This is a genomic window from Caballeronia sp. LZ034LL (genome assembly GCF_031451215.1).
Lineage (GTDB): Bacteria > Pseudomonadota > Gammaproteobacteria > Burkholderiales > Burkholderiaceae > Caballeronia.
The window spans coordinates 166,706-190,717 of record NZ_JARUXR010000003.1; the positions used below are offsets into that span (position 1 = coordinate 166,706).

The following is a 24,012-nucleotide window of genomic DNA, read 5'->3' on the forward strand; positions in this document are numbered from 1 at the left end:
CGCCGCTCGCGCGGGTTGCGAATTGCCGTGCAGCGCCCGAATGAATAAAATTTGGCGGATCATGGAATATCAGATAATTATCGAGTCGATGCAATTTGCGTTTGCGGGCTGCACAAGGCGAGCGTAAAGTTCATCAATGTTGATCGTCTGAAGAATTTCCCGCGAAACATGGACACAGCCGAAAACTCCTCTTCTGTATTTCAGCCGCGTTTGCTTCTCGTGGACGACGACCCGGCGATGATTCGCATCATCGGCGAGATGCTCGCGGAATGTCCCGACCAACGCTTTGCCACCACCGGCGAGGCCGCGCTTGCACTGGCGCGCGAAGCCACGCCGGACCTGATCCTGCTGGACGCCAACCTGCCGACCATGACTGGCTTCGACGTCTGCGAAATCCTCAAGCATGACGCGAAGCTGTCGCGCGTGCCCGTGATCTTCGTCACAAGCCACGATGCGCCGGCGCTCGAAGTCGATGCCTTCAACATGGGTGCCTCCGACTACGTCATCAAGCCGCTGGTCGCCTCGCGTCTGCAGGCCCGCGTGCGCGCGCAATTGCGCCTGACGGACCGCGCGCTGCACATGCGGGCCCGCGCGCATGAAGCGGATGCGCTGGCATCGGCATCGGCGGGGCCGGGTGTGCAACTGCTCGGCATCCTCGGCAACGATACGGCGCTGGCGCAACGCGACGCGCTCGAAGCGCTCGGTACGCTCGATGTCGTCACGGATCGCGAGGCCGCGCTGAATCTCATCGCGCGCGACGAACCGGACGCCATCGTGCTCGATTCCCGCTGCAGCAATGCACCCGGCGAAATGGAAGCGCTCGAACAGACCGTCCGCGCCTTGCTCGCGCCGAATCCGCTCGTGCCGCTCATCGTGCTCGCCGATGCCTGCGACGCCGACACCGAACGCCATATCCTCGATGCAGGCGCGGCCGATGTCATCGCGAAACCCGCGAAGCCCGCCGTGCTGCAAGCGCGCGTACGCGCGGCGCTCGCTTCCGCCCGCCGTGCGCGTGAAGCGCTGCGTGCGGCGCTGGAGGCATCGGCGGGGGCGAATGTTCATCCGTTCCCCGTGTCCGTGCGCGACCCGCGCGGCATGTGATCCTCATCCATCGCCTGGGTCGCTTGTAACGCTTGGGTCGCTACCGCGAAGCGCGCACGTCCTGCGCGTTTCGCCTGATAGAGTGCATCGTCGGCGGCCTTGAGCAGCATGTCGGGCGTGCTGCCGCATGCCGGCCGCACGCACGCCACGCCGACGGAGATCGTCACGCGCGTCTCCACGTCCGATGACACATGGCCGATGTCGAGCGCATGCACGCCATCGACGATGCGTTGTGCAATGCATTGCGCGCCCGCGAGATCGGTCTTCGGCAACAGGCAGGCGAACTCCTCGCCGCCATAACGCGCAAGCTTGTCGTACGGGCGGCGCAGCGCCTCCGCCAGTGCCTTCGCAATGGCCTTGAGACAGGCATCGCCAGCCATATGTCCGTAGTGGTCGTTGAAGCGCTTGAAGCAGTCCACGTCCACCATCAGCAGGGCAAGCGAAGTCTCTTCGCGCGCGCAGTGGCGCCAGTCCGCGTGCAGGTCTTCATCGAACTTGCGGCGGTTCGACACGCCCGTGAGTCCGTCGAGCAGCGCACTGGCGCGCAGCAGGTCGCCCTGGAACTTGATCGTCAGATGCGTGCGCACGCGCGCTTTCGTGACGACCGGGTTGATTGGCTTGCTGATGAAGTCGACGGCCCCCAGTTCGAGCGCCTTGACTTCATCGTCCGCGCGGTCCTGCGACGTGATGAAGATGACGGGCACATCGCGCGTGAGCGGATCGGCCTTGAGACGGCGGCAGACTTCGTGTCCGTCGAGATCGTCCATCACCACATCGAGCAGGATCAGGTCCGGTGCTTCGGCCTGGCATATCTGGAGTGCCTGCGAGCCGCTCGTCGCCATGAAGATGTCGCACACGTCATGCAGCAACTCGTAGAGCACGCGAATGTTAAGCGGCTGGTCGTCGGCGATCAGGAGCTTGGGACGCCGGTTCGCATGCAGCAGCCAGGTTTGCAGGAGCGCTTCCATGTCAGACCTGCTCCAGCATGTCGCGCGCGATCTTCGACGCACGCGCGAAGTCCAGCGCCCTGACGCGCGCAAGGAAATGCTCGAAGTCCTCGCGCTGCCCGTTGGGCGCATGTGCCGACAGGTTCTCCGAGAGCGCGATGGCCTGCAGGTTCGATGCGTCGAGCAGGTTCACGATGGCCGTGAGGCGCGCGCGCCAGTCCTGTTCGTCGAGCGGCTCAGGCTGGGCGGGCGCGTGTGACGGCGGTGGCGCGTGCTCGAATGCCTGCGTGAGTTGATCGACGCTCGATGCGAGCAATTGCTGCATGCGTGGCAGTCCGGCGCGGATCGAGGCGAGCGCGCGATCGTCGTCATCGCGGTTGAGAAGATCGCTTTCGAACTGGCTCGCAAGCTGCGCGAGCGCGATGGCGCCCACTGTCCCCGCGCTGCCCTTGATGGCGTGCAGCACCGAGGCGGCGCCGTTCGCGTCGTGATCGGCGAGCCGTCCGGCCAGACGAGCCAGTTGCGCTTCGGCTTGCGCGCCGAAGTCGCCGACCACCTGATGGATCAGATCCAGATTGCCGCCGAAGCGCGCGATGATCGAACCGCGTGACTCGATCGTCGTCGTCGTCGTCATCGTGAATGCTGCGCCCGGTTCGCTTGCCGTTTCGACAGGTGCCTGCGAACGCAGCACGGCAACGAGCCGCTCCACGTCGATCGGCTTGCCGACGTGATCGTTCATGCCCGCTTCCAGGCAACGCTCGCGATCCGCGCCGGATGCATTGGCGGTCATTGCGATGATCGGCAGCGCGGCGAAGCGGCTGTCGGCGCGAATCAGCCGCGTGGCCTCCAGGCCGTCGAGATCGGGCATCTGCACGTCCATCAACACGGCGTCGAAGTGCATGTCGCCCATGCACACCCGCTCCACGCCTTCGCGCCCGCCTTCCGCCAACGTCACGTGCGCGCCCTCGGCGAGCAGCAGGCCTTCGGCGACCTGACGGTTGAGCGCGTTGTCTTCGACGACCAGCAGCGTCATGCCCGCGAGACGCCGCACGCTTGCGGCATGGCCCTGCGCCGGCGCATGGGATGACTTTGAGCCGCCCGGTCCGGGCAGTGCCGCGCGAATCGCGTTGACGAGCTGCTTCGGCGTGACGGGCTTCGTGAGGAACCCAGCGAAGGGCGCGCTGCCTTCGTCCTGCGATTCACGCAAGGTCTCGCGGCCGAACGCCGTCACGAGCAGCACCAGCGGCGCTGGAGCGCGGCCCTTCATCGTGCCGATGAGTCTGGCGGCGTTGAGGCCGTCGAGGCCCGGCATGCGCCAGTCCAGCAGTGCGATGTCATAGGGCGCGTCGCTGCGCGCGGCGTCGCCGATGCGCTCGACCGCCTCGATGCCGCTCGTGACCACGTCGGCCTGCCAACCCAGCGCGCGCACCGTACGCGAGAGGATTTCGCGGGCGATCGCATTGTCGTCGGCGATCAGGATGCGTGCGCCATGTTCGAGGACCGGGCTTTCGTCAGGCATTACCACGGCCGCACGCTCGATGCCCAGCGTGATATCGAACCAGAAGCGGCTGCCCTCGCCGACACGGCTCTCCACGTCGATCCGGCCACCCATCATGCCGACGAGGCGCTTGCAGATGACGAGCCCGAGCCCCGAGCCGCCATAGCGCCGCGAGGTCGAGGCCTCCGCCTGCGTGAAGCCTTCGAAGATGCGTTCCAGTTGCTCCGCGCTGATGCCGATGCCACTGTCGCTCACCGAGATGCGCACGCGCGCCGTCTCGCCGGCCGCGTCGCGAGAACTGTCGAGGAGATGCATGCCGACGACGATCTCGCCGCTCGACGTGAACTTGAGCGCATTGCCCGCCAGGTTGATGAGCACCTGTTGCAGCCGGAAACCGTCGCCGATCAGGACGTCGGGCACGGCGGGGTCGAGATCGAACAGCACTTCGACATCTTTCGGACCCTGATTCCCCGAGAGCACGACGCCCAGTTCCTCCAGCAGCTTCTCCGGCTCGAACGGATGAATGTCCAGCTGCAGCTTGCCGGCCTCGATCTTCGAATAATCGAGGATGTCATTGAGCAGGTTCAGCAGCGACCGGGCCGCCATTTCCGCCTTGCCGATGTAGTCCTGCTGCCGGAGATTGAGCGCGGTGGACTGCACCAGATGCAGCATGCCGAGCACCGCGTTCATCGGCGTGCGGATTTCGTGACTCATGTTCGCGAGGAACGAGGACTTTGCCGCGCTGGCGGCATCCGCCTGTTCCTTCGCGTTGCGCAGATGGAATTCGAGTTCGTACTGGTCCGTGATGTCGTAGTTCACGCCCGTCATGCTCAGCGGCTTGCCGTGCGCATCGCGTTGCACCCGCAGCCCGCTCTGGATGCGGCGCGTGGTGCCGTCGGGCAGGACGATGCGGAACGGCGGCAGGGCATCGGCATCGCCTGCGGCCACAGCGCGCAGGCCGGCATCGACGCCCTCGACATCCTCGGCATGAATGCGGCGGCGCCAGTGTTCGTAATGCAGGCCGTTGTCCAGCAGTTGCGGCGGGTACTGGTAGATCTCGAACATGCGCGCATTCCAGTGCAGCTTGTCGGTGGCGAGATCCCACGACCAGATGCCCAGTTCGGCGATGTCCGCGGCGAGGAGCAACTGGTCGCGCGCATCGGCGAGTTCGCTACGCGCCTTCTTTTGCCGCGAGATATCGGTGATTACAGATACAAAATGCAAAGCACCACCGAGGCGCATTGCGCCGGTGGAGACGTGCGCCGGGAACGAACTGCCGTCCTTGCGCAGTCCGGACAACTCGCATTCGGCCGTCGCGACGCCTGACTCGCCCTTGAATTGCATTATGTATTCGTTATACGCGTCGAGATGCGGCGGCGGCACGAGCATGCGGATGTTCTGCCCGATGATCTCGCTCGCCGCGTAGCCGAACACGCGCTCGCCGGCGGAATTGAAGGAGCGGATTGCGCCGCGTTCGTCCACGGTGATGATCGGGTTGATGGCCGTGTCGAGCACGGTGCGCGTGGTGGCGAGACTGCGGGCGAGCTCCTGTTCGACGCGCGTGCGTGCGTTGATCTGGCGCACGAGGCTCGAGCCGAACAGGGCCAGCACCAGTGCCAGCATCCCGGTGATGGCGGCATGCCAGAGCGTGTCGCGCCACCATGGCGCGATGATCTCGTCGCGCGACAGCGCCGCCGCGACGAACAGCGGATAGTCCGGCAACTCGCGGAAACTGTTGAGGCGCGTGATGTGATCCTGCGACGAGCTGGTCGTGAAGACGCCCGAGCGTCCTTGTTCGAGGTGCGCGCGGAACAGCGTCGTATCGACTACGTTCTTGCCGACAAAGCGGTCCTCGAACGGACGGCGCACGACCATCGCGCCGGAGTTCAGCACGAGCACGGCCGCGCCGTCCTCGCCGAGGTCCAGGCTTTCGTAGAAGCTCGAAAAGAAGGTGACATTAATGGTCGCCAGCGCGACGCCGGCGAAGCTGCCGTCGGGCGCGTCGATGCGACGGGACACCGGCACGATCCATTTGCCCGTCGAACGGCTCTGCACCGGCACGCCGATATGCGTGCCCTGATCCGTGTGCGTGCGGTGGTATTCAAAATACTCGCGGTCGGAGTTGTTGAAGCGCTGATCAAGCACCGGCTGCGAGTTGACGATCCAGGTGCCGTTCTTGTCGTAGATGAACAGGCCGTTCAACTGCGGCAACTGCTCGACCCGCGAGACGAGCGAGCGATGCAGCCGCGCCAGTGCCTCCGGGCCGGTGCCGTCCTCCTCGACGCGTTCCACCATGCCGAGCAGCGTGACATCGGCTTGCCTGAAGGTGTCGTTGGCGTGCTGCGCCATCGCGCGCGCGAGGTTGGATGTGGCGGTCGTCATCTCGTCGAGCTGGGCGCGACGGGCGGCGAGACTGCGCCATACGTCGGTGCCGATCAGCAGCACGCAGACTGCGACGATGAACACCGTCATCCTGGAGGTGAGCGAATGACGACCGGAACTGAGCAAGCCGTTTATCTCCGAGTGAGCGTGGCAAGGGGCAGGCCGGGGCGCTAGGACCGTAAGCTGCCGTATCTTATCGCGCCCTTCGCAGGTGGCCGGCTGTCGCGCCGGCCGAGGCTTTGCGCGGCTGTTCAGACTGTTTACGGCACCCACGCCGGACAGCTTGATCCCTTATTTCGGGAATTTTCCCCGAGCAAACGCAGTTTGGATGCCTGAAAGGCAGATCACGCACGGCTTTGGACGTGTTGGGCACGCGCCGACTTTCAAGTTTGAAAGCGTTGGCCGCGGTCCGACACAGCGCCGCATCAGTGCGCTGCGAAGCCTTGCTGGACAAGCCTTTCGCAGAACTGGCACGGCTGGTGCAAAGGTATTCCGACACCCGCCGCCTCAGCGACTTCCTGATCGAACCAAGCATCAGTGAACCAATGAATCCATCGCTCTGCCGGCATTGAAACGCATGACCTGCTGCCGAAAGTGGAGTGAACCATGTTGGGAATCCTGATCGACGTGTCCAGAGAAATTCTTTTGCCCCATCTGATCTGCTGGGTTCGTGTGCTGCTCAACCGCGCCGAACACGGCCGGCGCGATGCATGGCTGGATTCGTGCGCCGACATCGGCGAACTCGAACGGCGCATGCGTGCATGCGATCAGACGGACGCCTGACTCCATCATCCATCCGCCTTCCACCATGTCGACAAATTCGAAGAACGATAAAGCTGCTGTTTCCGTGATCGCCCTGCATTGCTCCGGCTCAGGTGCAAACCAGTGGCGACCCTTGCGCGAGACGCTTGCCGCGATGCATCCGCGCCATGCGTTCTTCGCGCCCGAGCATTACGGTTGCGATGGCGTCGGTCCATGGGGCGGCGAGCGCGCCTTCACGCTGGCCGACGAAGCGGCTCGCACGGTCGAGATCATCGATCGTCATCCGGGTCAGGTGCATCTGGTCGGTCATTCGTATGGCGGCGGCGTGGCATTGCGCGCGGCGCTCGAACGGCCGCGCGACGTCGCGAGCATCACGCTGTATGAGCCTTCGGCCTTCAACCTATTGAAGGGCATGGGTGCGGACGGCGCGCGCGAGTTCGCCGAGATTGTCGCGATTGCGTCGCGCACGGCGGAGGGCGTCGTCGCTGGAGACTTGCGCGGCGCTGCCACGGCTTTTGTTGATTACTGGGGTGGAGAGGGCGCGTTCTCGGCATTGCGGCCCTCGGTGCAGGCGATGCTCACGCGCTGGGTCCCGAAGGCGCCGCTCGACTTTCGCGCGCTGATCCACGAGCCGACACTGCCCAGCGCCTACGCGAAACTGCGCATTCCCACGCTCGTGATGCGCGGCGAGGAAGCGCCCCCGCCGACGCGGCTCATCGCAGAGATCCTTAGCACGCTGATGCCCGTTGCGCAACTCATGACCGTGCCGGAAGCCGGGCACATGGGTCCGCTCACGCATGCGGAGACGGTCAACGGGGCGATTGCCCGTCACATCGCGCAGTGTGGCGCAGCGCTCGAAAGCCTAGCCGAGTAGACCGTCGCGGGAAGGACCGCTCTCGCCCTGGCGTTCGATGAGCCGCGCACGAAACCAGAAGGTCCAGGAAAGAAGGCCGCCGTACACCGTGTAGCTCACGACTGGCGACACGACCAGATAGCGCTCCACTGGCCAGGTCCACGCGAACCAGAAGCGCAATGCGGTCTCGGCAGTCAGCCCGATGCCCCAGACGAGCGTCATGAGCCGCAGCGAGCGGCGCAGGCCGGCGCTTTCATTCCAGTACGCTTCGAAGCGCTCGGCGCCGTTTTCCTGTTCGCGCGTAACGGTGGCGCGCGCCAGATAGAAGATCAACGGGCGGTCGAACAGCAGCGAGAAGAGGAAGACGATGGCCGTTGCTCCCGCAGCGAGCGATTCGCGCACGAGCAGGATGCGGGGACTGCCGCCCAGCGCGAGCAGCACGATGGACAGCGCGATGCCGAACAACACCAGTGCGGAGAGCGCGTCGACGCGCCTCGAGCGCGCGAACTCGGCAAGACTCCAGACGAGCGGCGGTGCAGCCGATGCATACAGCGCCCCGACATCGCCCCAGTGGGGCAGCGCGAGCCGGTAAGCGAGCCACGGCAACAGAAGGTTGGCAACGAGTTCGAGCAGCAGGCCGGGCTTGATCTTTTTCATGAGCTCGCGGAAGGAAGTCGCGCGGTGCGCGAGAACATCTTGACCTTGAAGCCAGTATAAAAGATCAGCCGTGCGGGAATAGGGCAGATTGGCCGCCCGGTGCGTGGGCGGCCCTTTTCAAGCCTGGAACGAAGTCTTACTTCCTGCCTGCCGCGGCGGCGCCATTTGCGCTGTTGGCGCTGTTCGCGCCGTTGACCGTGCCTGCGTTGGCGGCATTGGGGTTGTAGGTCGAGTTGTTGTTATAGCCGGGATTGGTCGTATTGCTGTTGGCACTGTTCGAATACGCGTTGTTGTTCGAGCGCAGAGGCTTGGGCTGCAGCGTCTGATTGATGATGCCCATCTGCCCCATCTTCTTCGCGGCCTGGCTGTCGGCATTGGCCGCCGATGCAAAGCACAGCCCGGCCGCGCCGGCGATCAGCGCGATGTGCATGGCGCGTCGCGGCGCGCGCGTGGAAACTTTCTTCATGACCGCCTCCTGTTTGGCGCTTGTCGTATGAGCAAGCGTGTGAACGCGCTAGGAGCGCGTGGCAAGCACATAAGCATATAGGGTCGTGCAAGCCGAATGCCCAGTACAGAAAGGGTTTTGCCTAGGGGATTCATCGGATGTGAGGCACGCTTCAAGCATGTTGTGCCGCTTCCTTGAGCGCTTCGGCGAGCAGGCGTGCGTGCGGTGTGAGCGCATCGAAGTCGCGCGCGCACAGATGCAGGCGGCGCGTGGCCCATGGCTCCGAAAGCGGCACGATGGCGAGTCCCGGCCGTTCGAGCATGCGTGCCGACGCTTCCGACAGGATCACGAGCCCGATGCCCGCCGCCGCGAGCATGCCGACATTGTCGACGCTGCGCATGCGGATGCGATAGTTGATCTGCCGCCCGATACGCGAGGCGCGTTCGGCCAGATGCATTTCGAGCGCGGCATCGGAGAGTCCGACGAACGCTTCTCCGACGATCTCCGCAAACGCCACCGCGCGTTCATCCGCGATGCGATGCGACCGGTGCGCCACGACGACCAGTTGATCCTGCGCGATCAGATGCGTCTGGAGCATGCCGAGATCCGTGGTATCCGAGACGACGCCGAGATCGGCGCGACCCTCGGCGATGATCTGCACGATGTCGACGCTCGGACGCTCATCGAGGTCGATGGAGAGATCGGGGTACTCGGCGAGGAAGCGCGCAAGCCGTGGCGGCAGCAGCGTGGCGAGCGCGGCGGTGTTCGAGAGCAGCTTGATGCGGCCTTTGAGGCCGGTGGCGAAGGAACGCAACTCGCCGCGCATCTGCTCGACCTGGCCGAGGATGGCGCGTGCGTGGCGCGCGAATGCTTCGCCGGCGGCGGTCGCCTGCACCCCGCGCCGGTTGCGCTCCAGCAGCGGCGCACCGAGCGCCGTCTCCATGCCCGCAATGCGTTCGCTCGCGGAAGCCAGCGCAAGATGCATGGCCTGCGCGCCCGCCGTGATGCTGCCGCGCTCGATGACGGTCAGGAACAGGCGCATGTCGGTGAGGTCGAAACGCATGACGCATGCTTCGGCGGAACCGAAGTCTCACATTGGAAATGCCAGATTGTAAGCGTGCAGTCCTGCCGATAGCATCTGTCGCATGCAATCCATTCTTCTCGTCAGCGGCGCAGGTTTTCTCGCGGGCGCCATGAACGCACTGGCCGGCGGGGGCTCGTTCGTCAGCCTGCCCGCGATGATCGCCGCCGGCTTGCCCCCGGTTCAGGCGAACGCTTCGAGCACCGTTGCGCTGTTTCCCGGCGGCGTCGTGAGTGCGTGGGCGTATCGCGACGGGCTTGGGCCCGTCGGCTCGGTGTCCATTCGCAGGATGCTGGTCGTGACGCTGATCGGCGGCTTCGTCGGGGCGGCGCTGCTGCTCTCCACGTCGTCGAAGACCTTCTCCTTCGTGTTGCCCTGGTTGCTGCTGTGCGCGAGCATCACGCTCGCCTTCGGACGCAGGCTCGGCGAAACCTTGCGGCGCCGCTGGCGTATCGGCGCGCCTGCCGTGCTGTCCATTCAATTTGTGCTTGGCGTGTATGGCGGCTACTTTGGCGGCGCGGTCGGCATCATGATGATGGCCGTCTGGGGACTGCTCGATGCACGCGATCTGAAGAGCCTCAATGCGCCGCGTACGCTGCTGGTGAGCGCGGCCAATTCGGTTGCGGTGCTCACCTTTGCGGCCGCGCACGCCGTGCGCTGGCCCGAAACCATCGCCATGCTGCTCGCGGCGATGCTCGGCGGCTATGGCGGCGCGCAGCTCGGCCGGCGCGCGCCGCCGCAACTGATCCGGGCGGGCACCTTGCTCGTCAGCGCAGGCATCACGGTCGCGTTCTTCGTCAAGACCTACGCGCCGATGCTGTCCCACCGTTAAAGCCCGTCCTGATGCACGGAGGCGATCATGATTCCCGCGCTGCTTGAAACCATCGGCGTGCTGTCCTTGCTGGCCAGCATGCTGGCGAAGATCGCCTGGCTTCGCGATGACCCTCAGGGTGACGCGAAAGTCGCACATGCTGTGAGCTTCAAGCGCAGGGCACGCGAGGTGCGGCGCTCAATGCGAGCCGGGAGCCAGCACAGGAAGGCCGAGCGCGGTGCGCGCCGCCTCATAATCGCGGACGAAGCGCGGATCGTCGTCCATTTCACGCGTCATCCAGCGCGTGAGGTCATCGCGGCAGGCAGGGTCGGCGATATCGGTGAAGCATGGCGAGTTCGCCGACATCATGCTCGCGGCCCAGTAGAACCCGAATAGCGCCTGTTTCTCGGCGGGGTCCATCACGATGGCGTGCGGATCCTTGCCGGAGAACCAGTGCTCGAGCTTCGCGGCAAGCGCTGCCTCGGTTTCATGGCTGTCGTAGGAGAATACATAGCCGCCGCCTGCCTGTGCCGTGTGGAAGTCGTTGAGCACGACAGCGGACGCAAAGCGCGCGGCGCGAGCGTTCAGGGCGAAAGACTCTGCATGGGCGTCGCAAGCGGCAAACCACAAGGCGAAGAGCAATGCATTTGTTTTTTGCCGTACGCTTGCGCGGCATTTTTTCCGATCGCTTGCCTGAATCACGGGATATAGAAGAAAGAATTTCGCCTAAGCGCGAGGGCGGCCGAGCTAAAAATCATATTAAATCTACGGAATTCCGCCGCTTGCCGCGCGAAACGGAAACCTTGCACGTTGCATGAGGCAAGTCCGGCCAAGGCTGGAGCAAGGAGCCGGCGTTTCGATTCCTGGCTTACCAATGCAAAACGGCCCTTGCGGGCCGTTTCGTGCCTGAAGGCTAAACCGCCTGACTTACAGCGGCTGGATCGTCGAAGCTTGCTTGCCCTTGGGGCCTTGCTTGACTTCGAAGCTCACCTTCTGGTTCTCCTGGAGCGACTTGAAACCCTTGGATTGGATTTCGGAGAAATGTGCAAACAGGTCTTCGCCGCCGTCATCCGGCGTAATGAAGCCAAAACCCTTTGCATCGTTGAACCACTTAACAGTACCCGTTGCCATTTGTCCAAACCCTTTTGAGACGTATTCGGTTGAAGATGCGCTCTTAAATTTCGAGCGGCAGAGAGTTTTACCACGCCAGAACGCGAACTTCAAATAAGCGTTTCTGCTAAGAGACGTGACATTACATCGTCATACTCGCTGCAGCCAGTCTTGTCCGCCCGAATGTTTAGTTCGGAGACGCTATGTTCGGACTTTAATCAGGGGCGTGTATAGGATTATCCATGACTTTCAGCCAGCCAAAAACAAATAAACATCATGCAAGGCACAAGTTATCCCTGGGGAGATGGCCGTAGTCCCGCTCCGGAACCGGGTGCCAGAGCGGGCTCATCGTCCGCGTCCTGTGAAGCGCTTTAGCAGCCCGCGCTTGCCGATGTCGGTCTGCTGCAGGAAAACCGCAATGACGATGATTAACCCTTTCAGCACTAGTTGCGTGTTGCTGTCGATATCGTTGAGCAACAGGATATTGCTCAAGAAACCGAATATCAGCACGCCCGCGACCGTTCCCGACACGCGTCCGACCCCGCCCGCGAGACTCGTGCCGCCGATCACCACGGCGGCAATGGCGTCCAGTTCCCAGCCCATGCCCGCATCGGCCTTGCCTTGCCGGTATTGCGCCGCGTACAGCACGCCGACCAGCGCGGACAGCAGCCCCGAGAGCGCGTACGCGGCGGTCTTGTGACGCGCGACGGAAAGCCCCGAGATCAGCGCGCATTTCTCGTTGCCGCCGATGGCGTACAGGTACTTGCCGAACACCGTACGGTTCATCACGAAGCTGACCACGACCGCGATCGCCAGGAAGAACAGCGCGGGCACCGGCACCACGTTGAAGAGCAGGGCGCGCAAGGCCTCGATGTCCGTGGTGGCGTTGGTGCCGCTGTAGATTGAATAGACCGCCGTGTCCTGGCCGGCAATCAGGCGCGCCGCGCCGAGCACGCCGACCATTGCGGCCAACGTGACGATGAAGGGCTGCATGCGTCCGCGGGTGATGATCCAGCCGTTGAGCGCGCCGACCGTGAAGCCCGCGAGCGGCACGATGCCCATGACAGCGAGAAGCGGCATGCGATGCGCGCCGTGCAGCGCGATGCCGGCGCAGGCCAGCAACGCCGCGACGAAGGCGATGCCTGCCTGCGGCAGCACACTCGCGGGCCGTCGTGCGGTCTGCGGGTTTCTTGTATTCAAAATGCCGCATGCGATGCCGGACACGGTAAAGACGATGACGAACACCGCGATTGCCACCAGCACGAGGGACGCGTGGGTCGCGCGGTTCCAGCCGTCGGTGGTGAGCAGCATTGCGGTGAGCACGCTGCCGAGGCCCATGATCGCGCCCACCGAGAGATCGATGCCCGCCGTGATGATGACGAGCGTCATGCCGATGGAGATCACGCCGACGTTCGCCACCTGACGGAACACGTCCGAGATATTGGCGCTCGACAGGAAGATGTTGGCGCCGTCGGCGGCATGCGGCGACGTGAGTGCGCCGACCACCAGCAACACGATGAGCCCCAGGTAATACTTGAGCGTCGTGAGGAAGGTGCTCAGGTGTCGCTGGCGGGCGTTGGCCGCGGGCTCGGCGAGTTGGTCCTGCGCATGCAGCATGATGAATGCCTCCGTGTTTTCGTCCGGCTTGCTTCAGGGCGATGCCATCCTGATGAGCACGTCGCCTGAAAACTGCTCGCGTTTCAGCACGCCGCGCGCGCGTCCTTCACACATCACGAGGATGCGGTCGCACAGCAACATCAGCTCGTCGATCTCCGAGCTCGCGACGATCACCGTCACCCCGCCGCGCGCGGCGGCCAGCACTTGCCGGTAGATCTCCGCCTTGGCGGCCACGTCTACGCCGCGCGTCGGTTCATCGAGCAGCAGGATGCGGGGCCGGGTCATCAGCCACTTGCCGATGATGAGCTTCTGCTGGTTGCCGCCCGATAACGTGCTCGCGTCCTGCGCGAGACTGCGATGCTTGACGTTCGACGCGCGCGCCTGCGATGCGGCCCATGCGTGCATGCGTGCGCGCCGATACAGCGGAAAGCCCGGCGCGCGCGACAGCGAGGGCAACAGCAGATTCGCTTCGAGCGAGTGATCGAGCACGAGGCCGTCTTTCTTGCGGTCCTCGGTAACGAACGCGAGTCCGGCTGCGGCCGCGCGATCCGGCGAGTCGATCGTGCGCGGCTGCCCGGCAATGCGAATCTCGCCTGTGCGGCGATACGGCGACACGCCGAAGATCGCTTCGAGTATCTCGGTCTTGCCCGCGCCGAGCAGTCCCGAGATGCCGAACACCTCGCCCTGCTGCACGGCGAACGAGACCTCGGCCACCGGCGCGCGTGCGGCGCCGCCAAGCGTGAGATCGCGCACCTCGACCGCAAGCGGGCGCGCCTGCGGCGCCTCCGCCTCAGTGCGCTCGCTCGGCGCGAAGTCTTTCCCGATCATCATCGAAACGAGCGCCTGCGAGGACTCCACGTGTCGCATCGGCAGCGTCGCGATGCGCCGGCCATCGCGTAACACGGTCACGCGGTCCGCGACCGCGAAGACTTCGCTCAGGCGATGACTGATCAGCACGATGCCCATGCCGCGTTCGCGCAACTCGCGGGTCAGGCCGAGCAGCGCCCGCGTTTCCGTGTCCGAGAGGGCGGAGGTGGGTTCGTCCATGATGAGGACGCGCGCGTCGGCGAGCAGCGCCTTGGCGATCTCCACGAGTTGCTTCTCGCCGACGCGCAGCGTGCCGACGAGCGTCTCCGGCGCAAGGCGAAAGCCCAGTTGCGCGAGCACGTTCATGGCGGCGGCGCGCATCGCGCGGCGGTCGGGGAAGCCCATGCGCGTGCGCATCTCCTTGCCGAGGAAGATGTTGTCGACGGCGGACAGCGTATCGACGAGGTTCAATTCCTGATGAATGGTCGCGATGCCGGCGCGCGCGGCGTCGTTGACGCTCGACATGCGCGTGGCCTCGCCGCGCACACGGATGCTGCCCGCATCGGGCGCATACAGGCCGCCCAGTATCTTCATCAGGCTCGACTTGCCCGCGCCGTTCTCGCCGACGAGCGCATGAACCTCGCCCGCGGTGATGTCGAAGTCGACGCCCGCGAGCGCGGGACTGCCGTTGAACGATATCGACAGGCCCGCGGCCTCGACGAGCGGCGCAGTGACGGTTGCCATGACGCGTGTGCGCTCGTTCAGTGGCTCGCGATGTACTGCTTGGCGTTGTCGGCGAAGATGCCCTGGGTCGGCAGCGTCACCTTCTTCGGCACCTTGTCGCCGTGCAGGACCTTGAGCGACTCGCGGATGCCTTCGGCACCCGGCGTGGGATACATGAACGTGCCGGCGAGCAGGCCCTGTTCGACCCACGTCGCGCCTTCCTGCGGCAGGCCGTCGATGCCCACGAACTTGATGCTCTTCTCGCGGCCCGCATCCTTCGCGGCGAGATACGCGCCGTAGGCCATCGGGTCGTTGTGCGCGTAGACCACGTCGATCTTCGGCTGCACCCGCAGGACGGTCTTCATGTAGTCATAGGCCTTGTCCTGCTTCCAGTCGCAATCGACGCGTTCACCCACGCGCTTGACGCCTTTCTCCTTGGCGAGCGCCTTGTCGGCGCCGTCGTGACGGTCGTGCGCGGGCTGTGCGCCGAAGCCGCCCCAGATCTCCACGAGACTGCCTTGCGCCTTTCCCGGGCCGCCCATCAGCTTGACGATGAAGTTGCCCGCTTCCTCGCCGATCTGCACGTTGTCGCCGCCGATGAACTGCGTGAACTGCTCGCCGTTCACTTCGCGATCGAGCACGAACACGGGAATGCCTGCCTTGAAGGCCTTTTCCACGACGCCGGTGAGCCCGGCCGACTCCTTCGGCGAGATGAAGATGGCATCCATCTTCTGCGCGATGAAGTTCTCCATGTCGGCGTTCTGCTTGTCGGTGCGATCGCCTGCGTCGGCGATGATCAGCTCGACCTCCGGATGCTTCGCGGCCTCCGCCTTCATGTCCTTGTTGAACTGCACGCGCCAGGGTTCGACGGTCGTGACCTGCGAGAACCCGAAGCGATACTTCTTCTGCTGTGCGAACGCGGGCTGCGAGATGAGCGCCGCGAGCGATCCCACCGTTCCGGCCAGCGGCACGGCGATGAGACTCGCGGTGATGATGCGTCGTTTGCTGTCCATTGCGTCTCTCCTGATGGGTTGGCCAGCTTGTGCGTGGTCTTTCAACGCTAAAAAATAAAACGTTATAGTGCGCCGCTAATGATCGGCGAGCGTCGCCCGCCTGCGGCCGCGCCCGGCGTTCTGCTGCGCCGGCAGGGTCTCCGCGCTGCCTTCCTTCTCCGTTGATCTGCGAGGCGGCGCGGTGCTCTCCCGCACGCGCAAGTCCGCCCGCATGCGCAAATGCACCGGCTCCGCGGCTTCGCCCTGCAACTGCTTGTGCAGCAGTTGCCAGATCGCTCCGCCCACCGCATCAACCGGCTGATGAATCGAGCTGATGCGCGGATGCAGCACGGACATCCACGGCGCGTCGTCGAACGAGAGCAGCGAAATATCCTCAGGCAAGCGCAGCTCGGCGTCGCGAATGGCACGCAGCGCGCCGAGCGTCGCCACGTTCGCGCCCGTGAACAGCGCCGTAGGGCGCTCGCGTTCCGCCAGCAAGCCGAGCGTGACCGTGTGGCTCTCGGTGTCGGTCATGCCGCAGACGACGATGCGCGCGTGACGCGTGAGGCCTGCGCGCTTCATCGCCGCGAGATAGCCGTCCGCGCGCTCGCGGCTGTTGACCAGATCGAGCGCGTTGACGATGAACGTGATGCGCTTGTGGCCGAGCGCGATCAGATGTTCGGTGCCGTCGCGGGCGGCGCGGCGGCTGTCGGTGGTGACGGTATTGGCGGGGAAGGTGTCGTCCACGCGGTCGGCCATGACGAGCGGGACATCGCATTCACGCAGCTCGTCGATCGCGTGGGCATAGCCGTGGCAGGGAATGATGATCATGCCGGCCACCTGCCGTGACAGCACGAAGCGGATGCGCTCCGCCTCGCGCTCCGGATCTTCCTGCGCATGCGCGAGCAACAGGCGATAGCCGCTTGCCAGCGCGTGATCTTCGACCACACACAGTAGTTCGATGAAGAACGAGTTGGTGAGGTCAGGCACGACGAAGCCGATGGACGTCGAGCGGCTGCTGCGCAGTTCCGCCGCCAGGCTGTTGCGCCGGTAGCCAAGCTGGCGCGCCGCCTCCCAGACCTGCTGGCGGCGGGCGTCGCTGACGCCGTCGGCGCCCGCCATGACCTTCGACGCAGTGCCGAGCGAAACGCCGGCCGCGTTGGCGACATCCTTGAGCGTGCTGGTGATCTTCTTTCGTGAGTCCAAGGCGCGTTGACCGTCGAGATTCTGAAACGTTTCAGAATAGTAGAAAGCGTCCCGCGATGGCGCAAATGAGTGTTTTTACCGAGCCGGCCGAAAGGCCTATATCGCGACGTCGTGCAGACCCTTGACGACGGGCGGTCCTATTTTGAAGTCCGAGAACCGGACCTCGAGACCGCCGCGCTCGGGCGTGCAGCACATGGGTCCGACGTGCCAGCCCGAGCCCGAGTGTGCTGGAAAGGGCGCGAGACGCATCAGGATCCATTCTTTCTGGTCCGCGCTGCATTGCACTTTCAGCACGTTCTCCAGTACCGTGATGCGCAGGCGGAAGCGGTGCGCGTCGGCACGTGCGCCGAGTGACCAGTCGGAGTGTCCGTCGGTCAGGACCGTGCTGAAGGTGAGGGCGCCGTCGTTGTACTCGGCGCCCGCCTTGACCCAGCGCTCGGCGCTTTCGCGCACCATGAGGCCTGCCTGGTCATAGAGCGCGGAGAACGCGCCGTCGACCGTCACTTCAGCGGTGAAGTCGCCCTCGACGGTGGCGGCGAACACATGGCCGTTGTCGCGCACGAAGCCGTAGTGCGTCTTGCGCCAGAAATCGGTGCTGGCGTCGGTGGTGACATGGAGCGTGCTGCCGTCGAGTTTCCATTGCGCGGGCTCGTTGATCCATTGGCACTGGTCGAACATGGCGTCTCCGTCGCTTGGGTCGCGGCGCCAGTATGGCATGGCTCGCCGCGCGGCAGGCGCCGGATCATGACGCGGTGCAGCGCGCGATCTGCACTAACATGAACGATGAAGCGCATGCGGCGTCCTCGGTCAAAAGGAAGAACGATGGTCAAGCTGATGATGATCCTGCTGGGCGTGGACTATCTGCGCAATCGCTGGCGCAGCCTGATGGTGATCGGCTGGCTGTTGCTTATCGTCGGCATCGGCGTGTTCATCGATGCGCTCGACGGTGCGCTGGGCTTTCCCATCGAGTTCGTGGGCTGGCTGCTGCTGATCGAGAGCGTGCTTTCTCTGGCGGTGGCATGGGCCGGCGTCGGCGGACAGCGCAGGCTGCGTCATGCGAAGGGCATCGTCTTCCTGCTCACGGCCGCGCTGATTTTCGAGGGCAATCATCATGGCCACTTCATTCTGTCGATCCTGATCGGCGTGGCCTTTGTCTTCGATGGACTGCTGCAGGCGACGTCCGCGCTCGTCGTGCGCTACCGGCGCTTTCGCGTGGCGCTCGGGTTTGCGATCTTCGAGATCCTGCTCGGGGTCTTCATGCTGCAACCCTATCCGACGCACTACAAAGGGACCGTGCCGTATTGCGTCGGGGCGTTCTTCATCTTCGCAGGGGTCAATCTGATCCTGATCGCTACCCGCGTCCGCAGGCTGACGCGCAATCCCGCGATGCAAGAGGTGGAGGTCGCGCGTCCCGCGCAGCCGGCGCGCGAATGGGACGGTCCGCCCGCCGATGACGAGCCCGCCCTCACGGTGCACGTGTGGACGCCCGTGGGATCGTCGAAGGCGGAGACACAGTGGCATCCGGTCGTGGACCGCTACATTGCGGCGGTGGACCGCAACGGCGTCATCTCGACGGGGCATGCGGCGCTCGAAGCGCCTGGCGGGCTTTATGTGAGCCTGTATCCGGCGGTGGAGATCGACCGCTCTCCGGACGACTTCGCGCGTCTGTTGCGGGCGACGCGCGAGAACGACGTGCCCGGCACGTTCCAGCCGAGCTATGAGTTCGAATCGAAAGCATGGTGCCCTTCGACCGTGCGCGTGCGCATCCGTAATTACGACGCCGTGCGGCTCGATAGTTTCTGGCGCAACTATCGGCAGGACACGACGTATAACCTCACGCACCGAAATTGTTCGAGCAGTGTCGCGCGTGCACTGGAGGCCGCGCTCGAAGGCGCGGCGGGGCGTCTGTACGGCGCGCGTGCCGGCTGGGGCGCGCTGGTTCGCATGATCCTGACGCCGGAGCTGTGGGTCGCGGCGCAGATCCGCAAGCGCGCCGTGACGATGGCCTGGACGCCCGGTCTCGCGCTCGACTATGCCCGCGCGCTCAGCATGGTCGCCGATCCGCGGCCGTATGGCTGGCTCAAGGTTGCGCGCATGGCGTTGACGAAGATGCGCGACTCGCGGCGCGCGTGGCGTGGAGAGGGGCCGCTTGCAGAGAGTAGTGAACGAAGGGTGCGGGATTAGACGTGTGCGAGACCGTCAGAGGTCGAGCTCGTCCTCGGCCTTGCGTGCCCGGCGCTCTTCGTTGGCGCGGCGTGCGCGCAGGCGCTGGCGCGACAACTGGGCGATGACTTCACCGGTGCTGGCGCCCGGCGGAATTTCGTTGCGAATGACCTTCGGCACCATGGGCAGACCCATGCGTTGTCTGCGCAAGGCGCGTGCAATATGGGTGCGGCACTCCTGCCCGTGACAATCCCATTCGTCACGGATTCGCTCGCAGTAGGGACATTTTTCCATCCCGGCAGTTTATCGCGAATCGCCGAAAGGTCTGTAAGCCGGGCGCGCCAGGGGAACGTGCTGACAGGCGAGTCAGCGTGCGGGCGAGGGAAGCGCAATCGATACCTCCCGCCCGCACGCTGGCGCGCTCATCCGCTGAACTGGTTCGAGGCGCTCGAACGCCGCTCGCGCTGATGATGATCGAGACTGCGCCGCAAGACCTTTTTCACGAGACCTTTGAGGAAGTGGATCGAACGATCCGCGCGCACGTTCAGGTCGAAAGGCTTGAGCTCGACGACTTCGCGGCCGCTGCGTTCGGCAAGTGTCGTGCGCGTCTTGCGGTGATCGACCGCCATCGCCGACAGCGTCTCGGAGGCCTGCTTGAACGAGGCGCGATCCACGCGCGCGCACACGTGGCAGGCGCGATGGAACAGCTTGTCGAACACGGTGAGCCAGTAATCGTCCATCTCTCCGCCGTTGCAACGCGCGAGCGCTTCGCGGCCATTGCGATGGAGATCCTCGACATCGTTCAGCGACGCGCATTGCGTGATGCTGCCGAAGCGCCGGCGATAGCCGATGAGCGGCGTCGGGACGCGGTACAGGCTGCTCGCGCGAAGATACGTGGAGGGCACCACGGCCGCGTCCTCGTAATGACGGCCGACCGGGAACGGCGCTTCGTCGAACAGGGAGGTGCGATAGACCCGCGCCCACACGAAGGTGTGGAAGTCGTCGGCGAAGTGCTGCAGCGCGGCCCGGTCCATGGGCGCGCCGCCGCGCGTGTCGCCATCGACGATATTGATCTCGTCGAGTTCGCGGCCTTCGTCGTCGATGATCTTGACGTTGTATTCGACGATATCCCACTTGTTCTCGGCCAGCACCGGAATGATCGACTCGCCGAAGCCCTTGAGAAAGACGTCGTCGCCATCGAGAAAGCCGACATAGGGCGTGCGCACCGACTTGAGGCCGGTATTGCGCGCCGCACTCAGGCCGCCGTTCTCCTGATGCACGAGTTCGATGTGTACGCCGCGGTCGCGCTCGACAATCGCGCGTGCCGCGGCATAGGTCTGGTCGCGAGAACCGTCATCCACCACGATGATCTTCATCGCATCGATGTAGGGCTGGCTCAGGAGGGACTCGAGCGCTTCCTCGATGTAACCCTCGATGTTGTAAGCCGCGACGACGATGCTGAGCAGCGGGGTCGTGTCTCGCAAGGAGTCACTCTCAAACGGCATATATGACGCTCTCCGTCGATGATTGGGCTAACTCTCCTTGCATCGTGTGCAAGGAGCCTCGTCAATACGCGACGTGTGGCGAAACAGAGCGGTTTCGCGCCTACGCGAAAACGCTCCGCCCAACGCGCCACACGGCGAGTCATGCAGTGGTCTCACAGTAACGGCGGGCTCGTTCACCGTATAACGGCGGGGAGAGCCATTCGAAATGCCGATGCGGCGCAGCCAGGCACACAGGACTTGCAACAAGCAAGCCGCATGATCGGTCTGTCGACGCTTATTATTGGTGCATGTCGCGTCATTCGGCCGGCCCCGGAAGCCCCGGCGTGACGCACATGTCAATCGAGCCAACGCCACACAGCGCGTTGTATGGGGCGCATGTTAGCGGTTCAAAAAAGACCGGTTTGCGCGACCGTTCAGGCTGGTCATAGGCCGGTCATCGAAGTCCTGCCTCTTTGAAGACAACAATACAAAATCGTTCACGCAATACGCGTACTTATTGCATCGCGCGTGCATCCCTTGCCCTTCCTGATTCTTGCATTGCGACTTCAGTGATAACCCTTACTATGCTCCGGGCTCGAGTTTGCCTGCTCCGTGCGGTCCGCCACATGGGAGCAACATCGAACCCTCTGATTAGTGACAAACCGTTTCATTTTGCAAGCACATATAGCAGGCGCAGGCATATTTTTCGTGACAGCGCCGATAGTGCGGCAAGGCGCTGAAAAATATGCTGGTTACGTCCAGATGGGATGCCGCCTGGATATCCATGCTGTTCGTTTCAGCGCAAGCAGTCGAGAGGCTTTAGCAAGCGTAATGCCACTGCTTGTTTGCTTCGGCCTTTTCTTCCGAAGCGCCGCAGTGAAAGGAAAATGAATGAAAGCAAGTTTTCAACGATGCATATAAAGCGACTGTCCAAGCGCTTGCTCTGAAGGCTGGGTCAGTCATGCGTCCTGACGAGGGCTGCCACCGGACCTCGGTTCTTGCATGCGCTGCGTATCAGCATAGATGACTTTTGATTGACGCAAAGGGCCATCGTGCAGCAAGCCCGACCTTTTCAGACGTTCTCCGGCGTGTAGAGCTGCGCGGGCAACGGGTACTGACTCGCCAGTGCGGGCTCGCCGGGGAGTGCCTGCAAGGCGCGCAACATGGCCTGCACGGCTGTTTCGGCAATGCGTTGCAGCGGCGTGTCGATCACCAGGTCGATGACGCCCTCGACGAGCGCTTCGTAGCGGTCCGGCATCAGGTCGCTGCACACGGTGACGATGCGTCGCTCCGAAGCCTCCTCACGCAGCGCGCGAATCACGCCGCCCACGCCGCCGCCGGGAATGTAGAGGCCGGCGAGATCGGCATGGCGCGCGAGCATCGCAAGGGTCGCTTCGTAGGCGAGCTGTTTGTCTTCGAGGTTGATTTGCGTGTCCAGCACGCGCAGTCCTGGTGCATGTTCACGCAGATAGGAACGAAAGCTGATCTCGCAGCTTTCCTGCCCCAGATAGCGCGGCGTGCCGACGAACACGCCGACCGTCCCTTCGTTGCGATGAGCCAGCCGGCTCACGGCCCATGCGGCGGTGCGTCCGCTCTTGCGCGGATCGACGCCGATGTAGCCGGCGCGCAATGGCGCGCTCAGATCGGATAACAGCGTGACCGTGGGCTTGCCTTGCGCGTGCAGGGTTTCGATGGCGGCTGTCACATGCGGATGATCGACAGCCACGACGCCGAGCGCGTCCGCGGTATCGCCCAGTGCGAGCAGCGTGCGGGCGATCGAAGCCGGATCGAGTTCGTCCATGTATTCGATGACGGCCTTGCAGTCCTCGGGTTCATGTCGCGCGGCGGCGTCGGTGAGGATGCGCGCAAAGCTCTGATAGAACGGATCAGCGCGTTTCTGAAGACAAAAGCCCAGCGTGTGACGCTCGCGGCGTTCGCCGCGTTGCGCGCGCAAGCGCTCCCGCATCAATCCGGCGCCGTGATAGCCGATGCGTTCGGCGGCTTCGATGACGCGTAGCGCAGTGCCGTCGCGGACGCTCAGACGTCCGTTGAACACGCGATCGACGGTTGCCGGACTCACGCCGGCCGCTTCGGCCACTGACTGAAGTGTGGGACGCTTGCTCATCGATTGATGTAAATGATGGGTTTCAGACGCGCGCAATGATGCTTAAAGATAGCAAATGCGCGCGCATATTGCGTGCGGGAAACGTCGCTCCTATTATCGATTCCAACAAGAACCGATGATGTGAATCCAATCAAAGCTTGAGGTGACATGATGGAATCGCGGCAGCCCGAGGAGACGGGCGAGCATGAGCGGCATCGCGCATACCGGCTGATCGATGGAGACGGAGAGCGGGCGAAGCTGGCCGGTCTCGTGAATGCGGAGTGGTACAAGTGCGCGGTTCCGAGGCCGTTGATGAAAGGCCTGATGCAGCGAAGCGATGCTCGTGCGATACGCGACACGCTGCTGTGGTATGCGGCGATCGTTGCGAGCGGCGTGCTTGCAGGGTTCGCCTGGCGCGCGCATTCGCTATGGGCAATTCCCGCGTTCTTCCTGTACGGCACCCTGTATTGCAGCCCCGCGGACTCGCGCTGGCATGAGAGCGGCCACGGCACCGCATTCAAGACGCCGTGGATGAACCGGGTGCTGTATCAGATGGCATCGTTCCAGGTGTTCCGCCGGCCGACCATCTGGCGCTGGAGTCATGCACGCCATCACACGGACACACTGGTGGTGGGCCGCGACCGCGAGATTGCCGTCCCGCTGCCCACCGACTGGCTGAGTCTCGCGCTGAACGTGTTCGCGCTGAAGCACGCGGCGGCCGAGGTGCCGAGGATGATCTCGGCGGCGTTCGGCGACATCGGCGCAGAAGAAAAGACCTTCGTGCCCGAATCGGAATGGCCGAAGGTGATCCGGGATGCACGCATTCATCTGAGCATCTACGTCGCGGTGATTGCGTCGTGCTTCGTGTTCCGCTCGATCCTGCCGCTGCTCTATGTCGGCTTGCCGAGCCTGTATGGCGCGTGGCTTTATCTCTACTTCGGTCTCACGCAGCATGCGGGCATGCCCGAGAACGTGCTCGATCATCGCAAGAACTGCCGCACTGTAATGATGAATCCGGTCTTCAGGTTTCTTTACCTGAACATGAACTATCACGTCGAGCACCACATGTTTCCGATGGTCCCTTATCACGCGCTGCCGCGTCTTCACGATGCCGTCAAGCACGACATGCCGCCGCCTTATCCGAGTTCGCTCGCGGCCTATGCCGAGATCATTCCCGCGCTGATGCGGCAGACGCGCGATCCGTCGTATCACGTCGAGCGGCCCGTGCCGGCCGCGACGCAGCCCTGAGCCCAGAGCCTTGAAGGAGAC

Annotated in this window: 22 protein-coding genes; 7 read left to right on the forward strand and 15 right to left on the reverse strand. The window is 64.0% G+C overall.

Annotated elements, in window-relative coordinates:
* Window positions 1-237: 237 nt before the first annotated feature.
* On the forward strand, window positions 238-1,101 hold the full coding sequence (locus QCE83_RS21870; RefSeq protein ID WP_404985306.1) for a response regulator: 864 nt from the start codon (window positions 238-240) through the stop codon (window positions 1,099-1,101).
* Here the strand turns inward: QCE83_RS21870 and QCE83_RS21875 are convergent.
* Together QCE83_RS21875 and QCE83_RS21880 are read right to left on the reverse strand one after the other, a co-directional pair.
* The gene (locus QCE83_RS21875) at window positions 1,059-2,069 is read right to left on the reverse strand and encodes a diguanylate cyclase domain-containing protein (RefSeq protein WP_309816003.1); all 1,011 of its coding nucleotides are present in this window, start codon (window positions 2,067-2,069) and stop codon (window positions 1,059-1,061) included. The two genes, QCE83_RS21870 and QCE83_RS21875, sit on opposite strands and share 43 nt — an antisense overlap.
* A gap of 1 nt (window position 2,070) precedes the next feature.
* A complete protein-coding gene (locus tag QCE83_RS21880) occupies window positions 2,071-6,054 on the reverse strand; it encodes a response regulator (protein WP_309816006.1) in 3,984 nt (1,327 codons plus the stop codon).
* 480 nt (window positions 6,055-6,534) lie between these two features.
* Between QCE83_RS21880 and QCE83_RS21885 the strand changes: the two genes are divergently transcribed.
* A complete protein-coding gene (locus QCE83_RS21885) occupies window positions 6,535-6,711 on the forward strand; it encodes a DUF3563 family protein (RefSeq protein ID WP_309816009.1) in 177 nt (58 codons plus the stop codon).
* Window positions 6,712-6,736: 25 nt separating this feature from the next.
* The gene (locus QCE83_RS21890) at window positions 6,737-7,564 is read left to right on the forward strand and encodes an alpha/beta hydrolase (protein WP_309816014.1); all 828 of its coding nucleotides are present in this window, start codon (window positions 6,737-6,739) and stop codon (window positions 7,562-7,564) included.
* On the opposite strand, the gene QCE83_RS21895 is transcribed toward QCE83_RS21890, so the two are convergent.
* The 3 genes from QCE83_RS21895 to QCE83_RS21905 all read right to left on the reverse strand — a co-directional run bounded on the left by QCE83_RS21895 (window position 7,553) and on the right by QCE83_RS21905 (window position 9,708).
* Window positions 7,553-8,200: a VC0807 family protein gene (locus QCE83_RS21895; RefSeq protein WP_309816016.1), complete on the reverse strand. Its 648-nt coding sequence runs from the start codon at window positions 8,198-8,200 to the stop codon at window positions 7,553-7,555. The genes QCE83_RS21890 and QCE83_RS21895 overlap by 12 nt on opposite strands.
* Before the next feature lie 136 nt (window positions 8,201-8,336).
* On the reverse strand, window positions 8,337-8,666 hold the full coding sequence (locus tag QCE83_RS21900; RefSeq protein ID WP_309816020.1) for a hypothetical protein: 330 nt from the start codon (window positions 8,664-8,666) through the stop codon (window positions 8,337-8,339).
* Window positions 8,667-8,817: 151 nt separating this feature from the next.
* The gene (locus tag QCE83_RS21905) at window positions 8,818-9,708 is read right to left on the reverse strand and encodes a LysR substrate-binding domain-containing protein (RefSeq protein WP_309816023.1); all 891 of its coding nucleotides are present in this window, start codon (window positions 9,706-9,708) and stop codon (window positions 8,818-8,820) included.
* Window positions 9,709-9,790: 82 nt separating this feature from the next.
* Between QCE83_RS21905 and QCE83_RS21910 the strand changes: the two genes are divergently transcribed.
* On the forward strand, window positions 9,791-10,558 hold the full coding sequence (locus QCE83_RS21910; protein WP_309816026.1) for a sulfite exporter TauE/SafE family protein: 768 nt from the start codon (window positions 9,791-9,793) through the stop codon (window positions 10,556-10,558).
* 177 nt (window positions 10,559-10,735) lie between these two features.
* Here QCE83_RS21910 and QCE83_RS21915 read toward each other — a convergent pair whose 3' ends face one another.
* Window positions 10,736-11,089, reverse strand: a complete 354-nt coding sequence (locus QCE83_RS21915) for a hypothetical protein (protein ID WP_309816030.1) — start codon at window positions 11,087-11,089, stop codon at window positions 10,736-10,738.
* Between the two features lie 89 nt (window positions 11,090-11,178).
* On the opposite strand from QCE83_RS21915, the gene QCE83_RS21920 reads away from it, so the two are divergent.
* Complete coding sequence (locus tag QCE83_RS21920) at window positions 11,179-11,355, forward strand: hypothetical protein (RefSeq protein WP_309816032.1); 177 nt, start codon at window positions 11,179-11,181, stop codon at window positions 11,353-11,355.
* A 109-nt stretch (window positions 11,356-11,464) separates the two neighbouring features.
* On the opposite strand, the gene QCE83_RS21925 is transcribed toward QCE83_RS21920, so the two are convergent.
* The 6 genes from QCE83_RS21925 to QCE83_RS21950 all read right to left on the reverse strand — a co-directional run bounded on the left by QCE83_RS21925 (window position 11,465) and on the right by QCE83_RS21950 (window position 17,670).
* Window positions 11,465-11,668, reverse strand: a complete 204-nt coding sequence (locus tag QCE83_RS21925) for a cold-shock protein (RefSeq protein WP_008347993.1) — start codon at window positions 11,666-11,668, stop codon at window positions 11,465-11,467.
* A gap of 324 nt (window positions 11,669-11,992) precedes the next feature.
* A complete protein-coding gene (locus QCE83_RS21930) occupies window positions 11,993-13,264 on the reverse strand; it encodes an ABC transporter permease (RefSeq protein ID WP_309816035.1) in 1,272 nt (423 codons plus the stop codon).
* A gap of 33 nt (window positions 13,265-13,297) precedes the next feature.
* Window positions 13,298-14,815 carry a sugar ABC transporter ATP-binding protein gene (locus tag QCE83_RS21935; protein WP_309816039.1) on the reverse strand — a complete coding sequence of 506 codons (1,518 nt, stop codon included), beginning with the start codon at window positions 14,813-14,815 and terminating at the stop codon, window positions 13,298-13,300.
* A 17-nt stretch (window positions 14,816-14,832) separates the two neighbouring features.
* On the reverse strand, window positions 14,833-15,807 hold the full coding sequence (locus QCE83_RS21940) for a substrate-binding domain-containing protein (RefSeq protein ID WP_309816041.1): 975 nt from the start codon (window positions 15,805-15,807) through the stop codon (window positions 14,833-14,835).
* A 75-nt stretch (window positions 15,808-15,882) separates the two neighbouring features.
* Window positions 15,883-16,992, reverse strand: a complete 1,110-nt coding sequence (locus tag QCE83_RS21945) for a LacI family DNA-binding transcriptional regulator (RefSeq protein ID WP_309816044.1) — start codon at window positions 16,990-16,992, stop codon at window positions 15,883-15,885.
* 96 nt (window positions 16,993-17,088) lie between these two features.
* Window positions 17,089-17,670 (reverse strand): DUF1349 domain-containing protein, encoded by a 582-nt coding sequence (locus tag QCE83_RS21950; protein ID WP_309816047.1) that lies wholly within the window; start codon window positions 17,668-17,670, stop codon window positions 17,089-17,091.
* Window positions 17,671-17,814: 144 nt separating this feature from the next.
* On the opposite strand from QCE83_RS21950, the gene QCE83_RS21955 reads away from it, so the two are divergent.
* Complete coding sequence (locus QCE83_RS21955) at window positions 17,815-19,176, forward strand: DUF308 domain-containing protein (RefSeq protein WP_309816048.1); 1,362 nt, start codon at window positions 17,815-17,817, stop codon at window positions 19,174-19,176.
* A 15-nt stretch (window positions 19,177-19,191) separates the two neighbouring features.
* Here the strand turns inward: QCE83_RS21955 and QCE83_RS21960 are convergent, their stop codons facing one another.
* The 3 genes from QCE83_RS21960 to QCE83_RS21970 form a co-directional block, all read right to left on the reverse strand.
* Entirely contained in the window at window positions 19,192-19,449 is a 258-nt protein-coding gene (locus tag QCE83_RS21960; RefSeq protein ID WP_309816050.1) for a hypothetical protein, read from the reverse strand.
* Between the two features lie 128 nt (window positions 19,450-19,577).
* Entirely contained in the window at window positions 19,578-20,639 is a 1,062-nt protein-coding gene (locus QCE83_RS21965; RefSeq protein WP_309816052.1) for a glycosyltransferase family 2 protein, read from the reverse strand.
* Between the two features lie 1,072 nt (window positions 20,640-21,711).
* Complete coding sequence (locus QCE83_RS21970; protein ID WP_309816055.1) at window positions 21,712-22,764, reverse strand: LacI family DNA-binding transcriptional regulator; 1,053 nt, start codon at window positions 22,762-22,764, stop codon at window positions 21,712-21,714.
* A gap of 147 nt (window positions 22,765-22,911) precedes the next feature.
* On the opposite strand from QCE83_RS21970, the gene QCE83_RS21975 reads away from it, so the two are divergent.
* Window positions 22,912-23,991, forward strand: a complete 1,080-nt coding sequence (locus QCE83_RS21975; protein WP_309816057.1) for a fatty acid desaturase family protein — start codon at window positions 22,912-22,914, stop codon at window positions 23,989-23,991.
* Window positions 23,992-24,012 lie beyond the last annotated feature (21 nt).